6 protein-coding genes are annotated in these 12,416 nt (G+C 64.2%); 3 read left to right on the top strand and 3 right to left on the bottom strand.

From position 1 onward, the window contains the following. Nucleotides 1-22: 22 nt before the first annotated feature. Nucleotides 23-2,092, bottom strand: coding sequence for a serine/threonine-protein kinase (locus FRZ40_RS24960; protein WP_240057269.1), 2,070 nt, complete (start codon nucleotides 2,090-2,092; stop codon nucleotides 23-25). Nucleotides 2,093-2,413: 321 nt separating this feature from the next. On the opposite strand from FRZ40_RS24960, the gene FRZ40_RS24965 reads away from it, so the two are divergent. From FRZ40_RS24965 to FRZ40_RS24975, 3 genes are all read left to right on the top strand, one after another. Beyond that, on the top strand, nucleotides 2,414-4,639 hold the full coding sequence (locus FRZ40_RS24965; protein ID WP_240057270.1) for a CHAT domain-containing protein: 2,226 nt from the start codon (nucleotides 2,414-2,416) through the stop codon (nucleotides 4,637-4,639). Between the two features lie 8 nt (nucleotides 4,640-4,647). Next, entirely contained in the window at nucleotides 4,648-6,324 is a 1,677-nt protein-coding gene (locus FRZ40_RS24970; RefSeq protein ID WP_147235924.1) for a ShlB/FhaC/HecB family hemolysin secretion/activation protein, read from the top strand. Nucleotides 6,325-6,398: 74 nt separating this feature from the next. Beyond that, the gene (locus FRZ40_RS24975) at nucleotides 6,399-10,127 is read left to right on the top strand and encodes a beta strand repeat-containing protein (protein ID WP_147235925.1); all 3,729 of its coding nucleotides are present in this window, start codon (nucleotides 6,399-6,401) and stop codon (nucleotides 10,125-10,127) included. 30 nt (nucleotides 10,128-10,157) lie between these two features. Here the strand turns inward: FRZ40_RS24975 and FRZ40_RS24980 are convergent, their stop codons facing one another. Both FRZ40_RS24980 and FRZ40_RS24985 read right to left on the bottom strand, forming a co-directional pair. Next, on the bottom strand, nucleotides 10,158-10,952 hold the full coding sequence (locus FRZ40_RS24980; RefSeq protein ID WP_147235926.1) for a PP2C family protein-serine/threonine phosphatase: 795 nt from the start codon (nucleotides 10,950-10,952) through the stop codon (nucleotides 10,158-10,160). Further along, nucleotides 10,928-11,659 carry a hypothetical protein gene (locus tag FRZ40_RS24985; RefSeq protein WP_147235927.1) on the bottom strand — a complete coding sequence of 244 codons (732 nt, stop codon included), beginning with the start codon at nucleotides 11,657-11,659 and terminating at the stop codon, nucleotides 10,928-10,930. Before FRZ40_RS24985 ends, FRZ40_RS24980 begins: the two co-directional genes overlap by 25 nt. Nucleotides 11,660-12,416: the final 757 nt, after the last annotated feature.

Below are 12,416 nucleotides of genomic sequence, written 5' to 3' on the forward strand. Positions count from 1 at the left end.
GCGCGGACAGCGTGTTTGTCCGCTACGTCGACGGACCGACAACGTCGATTGTGAAAGTTGACGCGCCGAACGTTTCCGGACATTGAGGCGCGCTTGCCGCGCAGCGCGGCTTGCCAGCAAACGGCGAAGAGCTGACGGTGCGGTCGATCGCGGCGGCGCGCTGCGCCTCTGCCGGGAAATCTGCGAACACCGACTCGTTGCGGAGCCCGCCGCCTGAAAAGTCGCGCGGCGCTGACGAGACCATGACGAGAAAATGGTTCGGGCCGGCCGGCGCGCCCGCCATCATCGGCCAGTTCGCGCGCGGCAACGACAGCGTCTGGCCTGCGGCGATCGCATTGTTCTTGTCGAGCCCATTCGGAAACAGCATCAGATATTGGCCGGCGGGATCAACCATGAACACGTACACGTATCCCGCACGATTGCTGCCGACACGGAATTGCAGATGATCCTTGCCGATCCGCGCGGTATTGCTGCGGGAGTTCGCCGTCACGCGGATCGACGGATCGGCGAGACCGACGATCCGGTCAAGCTCAAGGTCGGGCGAGTAAGGCGGTAGCGCGGGTGCAACGGATGGCGCGATGTTCGCTACGGGGTTCGCGGCCGCGCTCGCGGGGGCGCTTGCGAGCCCGCTTGCAAGGCCGCTTGCCGATGGCGCCTGCATGGCGGCGCCGGCCGCTTGTGACGCAGGAGGCGCGGTCGGGGACCCGGTCTGCGCGTGCTCCACGCCGGACGCCTGCGGATGGTCTCCGGTCTTGGCCGTGGCCGTGGCGGTGACGGGCGGCGGAGTCGGCGCCGCAGGCCGTAACGCAAACCAGCCACCGAGCGCCGCCAATCCGACGACGATGATCGCGCCAACTCCTATGGCCGTGGCGCGCCCCCGCGTTGCGGGCGCTGCGCTCGCCGGCCCGGAGGATGCCGGGGCACGAGGGACGGACGCGGCCGGGTCGTCGGGTGCTGCCGTGCCGGAACGAGGCACGCTGCCTGTCCCGGACGCAGCCATGTCACCCTGCGCGGCATGCGTGGCCGCACGCAGCGACGCCGATGCGACGGCCTCGTCATTCGCACCATCCTGGCCGCCCAGGGCGAGGCCCAATTCTGCCGCAAGCGACCGCACGTTCTGCGGCCGCTCTTCGGGTTTTACAGCGAGCGCGTGATCGATTGCCTTCAGGAAGGTTGCCGAATAGCGGCCGGCGGCTTGCGTCGCGAGCGGCACGTAGCTGTCGCTCATCATCCGGCTGACTGAGGGCGGCGGAGTCTTGCCGACGATCGCGAAATAAATCACGGCAGCGAGCGCATAGATGTCGGTCCACGGCCCCTGTCTCATCGAATCGATTTCCGCATACTGCTCGACGGGCGCGTAGCCGGGTTTGAGGATCACGGTCAGCGCCTGCGTCATGTCGCCGATCACGCGTCTCGCCGCACCGAAGTCGAGCAGCAAGGGACGCCCGCTGTCTTTCAGCAAAAGTATGTTGTCCGGCGCAATGTCGCGGTGGTAGCACTGTGCGCGGTGCATGACATCGAGTGCGCTGATGAGCGACGTCAGCAGCGTGCGCAGCCAGGCTTCGTCGGGCGGCGCCTGCTTCACGCGCAGCGCATCGCGCAGCGTCACGCCTTCGTAATACGGCATCACCATATAGGCCGTGCGGTTTGCTTCCCAGAAGCGATAGACCTTGACGAGCGAATGATGATCGAACTGCGCAAGCAGCCGCGCTTCATTGACGAAGCTTTTCAGGCCCGCGCGGAAGGTCTCTTCGTGACGCTCGGATCGCACCGTGACTTCGGCGCGGCTGCCGCGCGAGGCCAGCGCGGATGGCATGTATTCCTTGAGCGCGACGTTGCGGCCCAATTGCGTGTCGTACGCGAGATAGACAATGCCGAAGCCGCCTTCGCCGATCAATCCTTTGATTTCGAACTCTGCGACCCGGGTGCCGATCGGCAGCGCGTGGTGCGACTCGGTTCCTGCAGCCGACGTCGGCATGATGGTCGCGTTGTCGCCGTTATCGGCGTTCTCCGCACCGGCCGGGTCGGCCGGGACCGACCGGCTGTCGGGCTCGGTGGACACGATTACCGTCTTGTCGTCGTGGCTGGTCATCAGGACGCGATCCACAGGAAAGTCCAGTCGCGCGGCGCTGCGAACGAGCATGCACCGTCCTCACGCGCACGCGTGTACCTAATAGACGAATCAGCCGATCGTTTTTGAAGCAATCGCCCGCTTGCGGGACCGTGCCGATGCGTCTGGCGCGCACTGACGATTTCAAAATGACGCGTTCACATTCGTTTAACTATGTAGGGTTTCTGGCATTTCCAGCGACGCTCGCGCTGGCGCGCACGTCCTCGCAGTCACAACGGCTCTCCGGTCGCGTCGATTGACCGCCAGCAGGAAGACGATGTGAACGAACGCATAAGATTCCCGATGTCCTGCATTGCACGCGCCGCGGCCCGTAAAGTGCAATGCGGCGCGCCGCGCCCGCATCGCGCGTCGCTCGTCGGCTTGCGCATGGCGGGTATCCTTGCGCTCGTCTTCTGTGCAATGTTCGGCCCAGGCCAGCGCGTATTCGCGGCCACGGCAGCCACACCTCCAAGCGGCGCCGCGCCCGGTCTCGCGCCCGAATCGGCCGGCTTTCGACAGGCGGCCGAGCGCGAACGCGATGCCGAAACGCTGCAGTCATTGACCTCCGAAGGGCGACTACTGCTGTCGCGCGATCGCGTTACGCTGCCTGCCTACGACTATTGCAGCATGGCGGTATCGGCGGCCGAGCGCGGCGACTTCCGCGACAGCGTCCAGGCGGCGGCTCGCGCGCTGGTGATGGCGCAGCGCACCGACAACGCCGATCTGGCCGCGCTGTCGAAACGCGATCTCGCCATCGCGTACAGCTATGCCGGCGATCTCGAAGACGCCGAACGCTATGCCAATGAAGCGCTGGCCTCGACGCCGAAAGCGCCGGAACAGGTGTTTGCGCCCGCCAACAAGGTGCTTGGCGATATCGCGCTGCGCCGCGGCCATCCGCAGGATGCGCTGGATGCCTACAACCGTGCGCTCGAAACGGCCTCGCCGCGCTATCGTCCGCTGGTGCTGCTGTCGGTGACGAACGCACAGGTCGCTGCTGGCGACACGGCCGGCGCGCGCAAGACGTTCGATGCCGCGAGTCCCGCGCCGAGTGCGGACCTCGCGCCGGAGTACCGGCGCATCGAAGGCAATCTCCTGCTGGCCGAAGGCAAGCCCGAGAACGCGCTGCTCGCGTTCACCACGCTGCTGTCGGAGAGCGGCGGCAGCGACGCGAACTACGACCGCTTGTGGGCGCACGAAGGCATTGGGCGCACCGATCTGGCGCTGGGTCAGAGGGCGAGGGCGCGCGAAGCCTATCTGCAAGCCGTGGACGATTCGGAGAAGATCCGCGCACGCTTTCATAGCGAAGAGTTCAAGACGGGCCTCTTCGGCGACACGCAGTCCGTGTTCGAAATGGCGATCACGCTGACGGTCGAAGTAGGCGACTATGCGTCGGCCTGGAGCCTGTCCGAGCGCAGCCGCGCGCGGGCGCTGCTCGATGTCGTGCGCAACCGCGTGGACGCGGGCGTGGACGACCGGCAACTGAACGGCAATGTGCCGGGTCTCGACGTGGTGCGCAACGCACTGAAGCCGAACGAAACACTCGTCGAATATCACAGCCTGGAGAAGTCGATCATCGTATGGGTGATCCGCAACGAAGGGCTGAAGGGCTATACGCTGCCAATCGCCCGTGCGGACATGGATGCGGCCGTCACCGATTTCCGCAACGCGATCGTGCGCCGCCGGCCTGCCGCGATTACCTATGGCGACAAGCTCCATGCGCTGCTGATTGCGCCACTCGGCTTGCGCGCCGACGACCGCCTGATCATCGTTCCGCATGGCGCGCTGCACTATCTGCCGTTCCAGGCGTTGCACGGCCCGGATGGCTTCCTGATCCAGCGCCACGCCATCGCGCTGGAGCCTTCGGCGAGTGTCGCGGTGCAACTGGAATCGCGCGAGCGGCAGGTGGCGAGCAATCTGGTCGCATTCGGCAATCCGACGATCGCGCCCGCGTATGCATTGCCAGGCGCCGAGGCGGAGGTGCGAGGCATTGCGCCGTTATTCGCACGGCAGGAAATTTTTCTGCAATCCAGCGCGACCCGCGTGAGCTTCCGCGAAAATGCGCCCACGGGGCGAGTGCTGCATGTCGCCACGCACGCGGAGGCCGACACGATCGACCCGTTGCATTCGCGCATCCTGCTCGCGCCCGCGACGCAACCGGCCGATGGTCCCGACTCGCTGCTTGCGAAAGATATCTACAACCTGAAGCTGAACGACGTCTCGCTCGTCACGCTGTCGGCGTGCGAGACAGGCCTCGGCCGCATTGCACGCGGCGACGAGATTCTCGGCTTCACGCGCGCGTTCTTCTATGCGGGCGCGACGAGCCTGATCGTGTCGATGTGGCCCGTGGCCGACGAATCGAGCGCGCTGACGATGCGCACGTTTTACGCGCAACTGGCCGATGGCCATCAAGCCATCGATGCGATGCGCACCGCGCAACTCGCTGTGATGCAGAACCCACGCTTCGCCCATCCGTTCTTCTGGGCACCATTCGACTTGATGGGAGGCTGGCGCCTGAGCATCGCGCGCTGAGAAGAACAATGAACCGACTCAGACTCATTGCGGCGGCGCTAGCCTGCAGCGGGACGATCGCGTGGGGCCAGACGCTGCCGAATGCCGGCAGCATCCTTCAGCAAACCGCACCGCGCGATACGCGTCCTGCGCCGCCCGGCGGCGGCCAGTCGCTACCCGCCGTGCCGCAGCCGGGCGCGCCGCCCGTGACGGCACCCGGGCCGACGTTCGTGCTGAAGGGCATCACGTTCAGGGGCAACGACACGATTCCTGCCGATCAACTGCTTGCGCCCGTGCGCGACCAGGTCGGCAAGCAGATCGGATTCGCCGATCTCGAAACGATCGCTGCGAAGGTCACGCAGGTCTATCGCGCGCGCGGCTATCTGCTCGCCCAGGTCGTGATTCCGCAGCAGGACGTGAGCGCGGGCACGGTCGAATTCACCGTGCTCGAAGGACGCGTCGGCCATGTGCGGCTCGATATCGCGGCGGGCACGCCGATCCGCGAAGACGTGCTGCGTGCGCGCGTCGCGCAGATTCCGACAGGCCAGCCGCTGCAGCAGCACGATCTCGAACGCACGATGCTGCTGCTGTCGGACTTGCCGGGCATCGTCGTGACCTCGGCCATCGAAATGGGCGAGGAGCCGGGCACGGTCGATCTGACCATCAGCATCGCGCCTGCCAAACGCTGGACGTTTGCGATCGACTTCGACAATTACGGCGCGCCCGAAAGCGGGACGTGGCGTCTGGGTGCGCTCGCGCGTCTCAATTCGCCGTTCATGATCGGCGACAACCTGGACCTGCGTCTGCTGGCCAGCGAGCGGCTCGATACCGTGTATGGCCGCATCGGCTACGAGGCGCCCGTGAACGCGTACGGCACGCGTGTGGGCGTCGCGCTGTCGCGGCTCAACTATGCGCTCGGCAAGGAATTCGCGCCCCTCGACGCGCAGGGCGAAGCGACCGTCGTCGATCTGACGGTGACGCATCCGCTGCTGCGTACCCGCAACCAGAACCTGCTGGCCCGCGCGAACCTGGAATATCGCGATCTCATCGACAACATCGGCGCGGTGGACCTGCACAATCCGCGCTCGCTGATCGAAGGGAGCGTCGGTCTCAGCTACGAGAGCCGCGACGCGCTGCTGGGCGGCGGCTTCAATAGCGCGGATGTGGAGTTGCTGATTGGCAGCCTGCATTTCAGGAATGCGGCCGCCGAGGAACTGGATACGTCCGCGTTCGGACGCAATACGCAGGGCACCGAGATGCGCGCGACGTTCTTCGCGAACCGCCTGAATGCGGTGACGGAGCGCTTCAGCGTATTCGCGGGCATATCGGGCCAGTGGGCCGCCACGACACTCGACAGCTCGTCGCGCTTTCTGCTGGGCGGCCCGCATGCGGTGCGCGCGTACTCGACGTCGGAAGGACTCGTCGACGAGGGCTTCGTCGCGACGGTCGAAGGGCGTTATGCAATCAATGCGAAGGCGACGGTGTTCGGCTTCTTCGACTTCGGCACCGGCTGGTACAACGCCAACTCGCGGCCGGAGCAGGGGCCGAACATGATCACGCGAAGCGGCGTCGGCTTCGGCGCGTACTGGGTGGGGCCGGGCGGCATCGCGCTTCAGGGCACGGTCGCCTGGCGCACGACGGGATCGGATACGACGGGCGACGACAAGGTGCCGCGCTTTTATGTGCAGTTGACCAAGACGTTCTAGTTGCCCTCGACCTTGCGCGAGCGGGACGACTGAGTGGTCGTTGAGCCGGGCGCTGCCCGGCGCGGAGGTTTGCCATGAACAAACCATGCTGTGTGCCGTGGCGGGTTGCCGGCTTGATGGTCTGTGCGGCGGCGCCGTTGCTTGCCGGTTTCTACATGTCGTCGCTGCTGGCGAATCCGACGGGTGCGCAGGTGGTGTCGGGCACGGTCAGCGTCGATACGCCTGCTGCCGGGCAGATGAACATCACGCAGAAGACGCCCAACGCGATCGTCAACTGGAACACCTTCTCGATCGGTTCGCACGAAGGCGTGACGATTGCGCAGCCGTCGGCCAGCGCGGCGCTGCTCAACCGTGTGACGGGCAACGATCCGAGCGTGATCGCGGGGCGGCTGCAGGCCAATGGCAGAGTGTTTCTCGTCAACCCCGCCGGCGTGCTCTTTACTGCGGGTTCATCGGTGAATGTCGGCTCGCTGATCGCATCGACGCTCAATATTTCGAACGCCGATTTTCTTGCAGGCAACTATCGTTTCGTCGGCACGTCCGTCGCGCCCGTCAGCAACGCCGGCACGCTGACGGCGGGGACAGGAGGCACGATTGCACTGCTCGGCGGCAGCGTGAGCAATGCCGGTACGGTGAGCGCGCGCCTCGGCACGGTCGTGCTGGGTGCGGGCAACGACATCACGCTGGACTTCGCGGGCGACGGGCTGACCACACTGAAGATCAACCAGGGCGCGGCCAATGCGCTGATCGGCAACACGGGCACGCTCGCCGCAGATGGCGGGCTGGTGGTGATGAGCGCGCAGACGGCCGATGCGCTGGCGGGTTCCGTGATCAACCAGCAGGGCATCGTGCGTGCGCAAAGCGTCGCCGAGCGCAACGGGCATATCGTGCTCGACGGTGGCACGAGCGGCATCGCGACAGTCGGCGGCACGCTCGACGCAACGGGCGGCACGGGCCTGACGGGCGGCCGCATCGACGTGACGGGCTACAACCTTGCGCTCGCTGACGGTGCGCGCGTCGATGCCAGCGGTGCGGCGGGCGGCGGCACGGTGCGCTTCGGCGGCGGCGCAGCCGGGCAGGACCCGGCCATTCGCAACGCCAACGCCGTGTGGATGTCGCCGACTGCGAGCATTCAGGCCGACGCGCTGATCGATGGCCCAGGCGGAAATGTGGTCGTATTCAGCGACACGGCGAGCCGGATCTATGGCTCGATCTCGGCCACGGGCGGCGCGCAGGGCGGCAACGGCGGCCTGATCGAAACCTCGGGCCGCTATCTCGACGTTACCCAGGCGCACATCGACGCTTCCGCGCCCAAGGGGAAAGGCGGCACGTGGAAGCTCGATCCAGACAACATCGCGATCGTGGCGGCGGCCTCGGGAACACCCGCGACCGAAACGCCGCCGGGCAATGGCTCGCCTGCCATTTTCACGCCTGCGGGCACGGACAGCGTGGTGGTCAATACCAGGATCACCGACCAGTTGAATCTGGGCGTCTCCGTGATCATTACGACGGTCGGCTCGTCACCCACCCACCTGGCACTGGGCGACATCAACATTCAGGCACCGATCGTCGCAGCGACACCCGCGAACCCGACCAGCGTCCCCGTTCTGACGATGACCGCGCTGGGCTCGATCACCGATAACGGGCAACAGATCACGTCGACGTCGGGGCCACTCGATATCGTGCTCAATGCGAATGTTGCCGGCACGAATCCCTTCAGCCCTGTCTCGATCAGCAATACGAGCGTGACGACCCATGGCGGCAGCCTCACGGTCAACGCGGCCGGGGCCGGGTCGAGCACGGTCGTCATCAACAACTCGACGATCGATACCGCAGGCGGCGCGCTTTCGCTCACCGGCACGACGACGCAGACGGAAGACGTCGGCATCAATATCTTCAACAGTCAGCTCAACAGCGGCGCCGGCGCGATGACGCTGACGGGCATCGCCAGTGGCGGCGGATTCAGCACGGGCGTCATGCTCGACACTTCCAACCTGACGACGGGCAGTGGCACCTTGGCCATCTATGGCAGCGGCACCGGGCCGTTTACCAATGGCGTCGAAATCACCGGTGGCTCGCAGATCGTCTCGAGCAACGGCGGTCTGATCGATATCCGCGGCGCCGTGAGCGGACCCACGGGCGGCACGAGCCCGAATCTGCAGGGCGACATCGGCGTGCTGATCGCCAGCGGCGACGTCAAGGTAACGGGGCAAACGGGGGCGATCCAGATTGCCGGTTCGACCAATACGGCAGATCCCGGTCTCGCGATCGGCGTGCCGCCGTCCTCCAGCGGAGGAACTGCGATGCTTGGCGCGGCGCTGCTGGCCGGCCCGACGGTCTCGACAGCGCAAGCCGGTTCCATTGCGTTGCGCGCGGCGAATGATGGCACGACCACCAGCCTGTTCATCGGCAATTCGACGTTGTCGTCGCCGGGCGGCGTGTTGTCGATCATGCCGGCAACGGTCGATCCGAACACGTTCGCAATCGTGGCGCAGAACGCCACGCCAATTACGCTGTTCGGCGCGGGCGGCGGTCTGAGTATCGATGCCGCAACGTTTTCGACGTTCGCTTCGGTTCCAACCATCGTGCTGGGTTCGACCACGCAGACGGGACTGATCACCGTGAACGGTGTGTGCTCGTCGGCCAGCGAGGTCTGCGTGCTGACACGCCCGGGTCTGTCGAACAACCTCACGCTGTCCAATCCGGGATCGGGCAGTCAGGGCATCGTGCTTCCATTTGGCCTCTCGACGACCGGCCATACGCTCGCACTCGTGTCCGGCGGTCCCGTCACCGACCCTGGCGGCATCCAGGCGGCGAGCCTGCTGCTTTCGGGCCCCGGCACCTTCACGTTGACCGATCCGCAAAACGACGTCGGCGTGCTGGCGATGGTCAATGCGGGCAATGTGAACTTTACGGACTCGCACGGATTCGTCATCGGCCCCGTGATCGGCCAGACATTCAATACCGACACGAGCCAGTTGACCACGCTCGACGGCACTCACTCGACGTTGACGGGCAACCTCATTGCACAAGCCGCAACGGGCAATATCGGGCTGGCTGGTCCGAACGCCAGCCTGAGCGCAGGCGGCTCGATCGATCTGGTGATGGAAAGCGGGCTGTTCAACTCGGCGAGTTCCGGCGCGATCGCTGCCGGCAACGGATGGCGGATCTGGGCGAGCACGTGGGTGGGCGAGACGCGCGGCAACGTGCAGCCGAACACTGCACAGCCGAACTTCTATGGCTGCGCGTTCGGAGCGGGCTGCAGTTGGGGCGGCACGGTGCCCGCCACAGGCAATCACTACGTCTATATCGCAAGGCCGACCGTGACGGTGACCGCCGATGGCAAGACGCGCATTGCAGGCGCACCCGGTCCCGTCTTCACGTTCACCGCCAGCGGACTGATCAACGGCGACACCGCCGCCGGCGCGCTGACGGGCACGCTGACGTCATCCGCCAACCGCAATTCTCCGCCTGGGCAGTACCCGATCGTTCCGGATTTCGCGTCGAACGTCGGCTATATCGTGATCGAAGTGCCGGGCACGCTGACCGTGACACCGTTGATCGACCCTGTTGCCCAAGCCGGCCTGCAACAGTTCTTTAGCAACCAGGAGCAAACCTTCGTCTACGAGAACAACCTGCAAGGCACCAACATCTGTATCGGTTCGAATCAACCGCTCTTCACCACCGCGGCGCCGGGCGACACGCAGGACATCCTTGCTGTCGAATGGAAGCGCGTGCGTTCGCAACCGAATCTGAACAGTTGCATGTTGCTGAACGGTCAACACGGGTGCGGTGACTTCTAGCAACGGGCACGGTTCAGGCATGCAGCGCGCTCAGGAAGGCGCGACTTGCCGCACCGTCGGCTGCGAGTCTTCCGGATCGACGATCCATACCGCCATCGCGCTGAAGTTGTCGTGGCTGGCCGGTGCGGTGACGCGCACGCGCGCAGCGAGTGCGCCAAGCCATGCATCGGGTGTTGCGGCTTCGTCAAGTGCGTCGCGCATACATGTTTCGTCGACGTATTCCCACAGTCCATCGCTGCAAAGCAGGAACGCATCACGATCGAGCAGACCGAACTTGCCGTCGGAGCCATCGATGGCCAGCTCGCCGGGCGTGCCCAGCGCGGCGAGCAGCAGGTTGCGCCGCGGATGCCGGCGCACGTCGCCGGGTTGGATCAGACGCGCGTCGACCATATCCTGAACGAGGCTATGGTCGCGCGTCTGCACGCTGATCTGTCCGTCACGAAAACAGTAGAGTCGCGAATCGCCGCAGTGGGCCCACGCCGCCGTGCGCAGTTCGCAGTCGATCGCGAGCAGCACGACGGTCGAGCGCATGTCTTTCACTGCGTCGTCGCCGCGTGCCTGCTCTTCCAGAATGTTCGCGTTCGCGTGGCGGATTGCACTGACGAGCCGCTCGCCCGTCGGGGGCAACTCGGCGACGGTCAGATAGCGAAGATCCGCGAGGACGCTGTCGACGACGATCGTCGATGCCGTATCGCCGCCGCCGTGTCCGCCCGCGCCGTCGGCGACCACGCAATAGTAAAGACGTTCGCTCGACCAGTATCCGACTGCGTCCTCGTTGCGCTGCCGGCCGCCACGATCGCTCAGGCTTGCTGTGGCAAGTTGCACGGTAAGTCTCCGGCCGGGTCGGGCTCGATCGAAGGCGCTTGCGATTGCTCGGAGAGGATGCCCAGCACGATCAGGATCGCGACACGATTCTCCGCTGCAATATCGATGCCGAGCGTGCGCGTAATCCATTCACCGATGCTCGTCGAAGCGAAATCGGCGGGCAGTGAGCCTTTTTTCAGCGTGACGCCGAGCTTGCGGGCGCGATAGTGATACGACGCAATCTGATAGCGAGCGGCAATCTGCGACAGGCCTCCCTGTTCGTTCGATAGCCAGCCGAGGGTGCCCGCCAGCAGCAGCCAGTCGGATTCGTCGAGACCCGCGATGAAGTGCGCCGCGGACTCACGCACGGTTTGTTCGTCGAGTCCGTACTGGATCAGCACCGAACCCACGGGATCGCTTTGCATGGCCGTTTGCTGCTCGACTTCTGCCAGTACATTTTCATCGTCGAACGAGACATTGCGCTGATGGGCCGCATTGCGCAGGCAGTCGATCAGATAACGTCGGAAATACGCGCATACTGCGTGACCGTTCGACGGCGCGCTATGCAATGGGAACGCTTCCGGATGCGGATGCGTGGCTTCGAAGCGGAAGACCTTGAAGTAGATGAACTGCGAAATGAGTTCTTCCTTGTCTTCGCCTAGTGCCTGCAATTCGAAAGGATGGTATCCCTGCAACGCGCGTCGCACGACCGTGTAGATCAAGGCCATTTCGTCACGATTCAGACATGTGCGCCGTTGCCACAGGTCCGGTAACGCAACGCCGCCGATGTTATCGGCCGTGCGTACGCTTTCAATGTGTGTCACATGTCACCCCGCATGATGAGCACAGCGTCGTGCTGTGCGGATTCGATACCCGATGTGCGATACGTGTAGTTCGTTTGCGGCAGGGGAAACCGGATTGCGGATCCGACTATCGGCACGCCTTTATCTGGCATGACCGGGAAGGAGCAGTTATTCACCGTAACACTGCGAAAAGCAACGCTTTAGGTATCGCACATCAGGCGACAAAACTTATATGAGGGTTTACCTTGCTGCGCGTTTAAATGGTTTTCTTTCAATTTCAACAAGCTGAATCGTTTACTGATTGCAATGCCGTCGATTGATGCAGATTTTGTCAGCAACAGAACAGGCACGATTCTTTGTTGAGAAATGTACTCAAAAAAAAGAACAGACATGCGCGTCTTGCGTTTTTTTCAGGTGCTTAGAAATAGACATTTCTATTGCTTTTTGCGAGTCTCTTCTTTCAATTGCGCCGTCATGAGAGCAAGCCTTTTAATTTGAATATTGCGTGCTATGCTCATATCCGTTCGCTGTGAGAGTGTTTGTAGCGCAACGTCGAGACATCGCGTATTGCTATCAGTATTTCCAGCTTGATTTGTTGAAACCGGTTCGTGAAAGACCAGATTCGGCAGTTTCCGTGGCGTGACTCGTCGCGAGGGACAGGCGCGCTAAAACCATTTCGTTT

Origin of the sequence: Paraburkholderia azotifigens (genome assembly GCF_007995085.1) — a bacterium.
In the GTDB taxonomy this organism is placed as follows: Bacteria; Pseudomonadota; Gammaproteobacteria; order Burkholderiales; family Burkholderiaceae; genus Paraburkholderia; species Paraburkholderia azotifigens.

Bases quoted from the DNA above. Each gene is read 5' to 3' on its own strand.
- FRZ40_RS24965 (WP_240057270.1), top strand. From the start codon at position 2,414: ATGTCCTGCATTGCACGCGCCGCGGCCCGTAAAGTGCAATGCGGCGCG.
- FRZ40_RS24985 (WP_147235927.1), bottom strand. From the start codon at position 11,659: ATGGCCTTGATCTACACGGTCGTGCGACGCGCGTTGCAGGGATACCAT.
- FRZ40_RS24960 (WP_240057269.1), bottom strand. From the start codon at position 2,092: ATGACCAGCCACGACGACAAGACGGTAATCGTGTCCACCGAGCCCGAC.
- FRZ40_RS24970 (WP_147235924.1), top strand. From the start codon at position 4,648: ATGAACCGACTCAGACTCATTGCGGCGGCGCTAGCCTGCAGCGGGACG.
- FRZ40_RS24975 (WP_147235925.1), top strand. From the start codon at position 6,399: ATGAACAAACCATGCTGTGTGCCGTGGCGGGTTGCCGGCTTGATGGTC.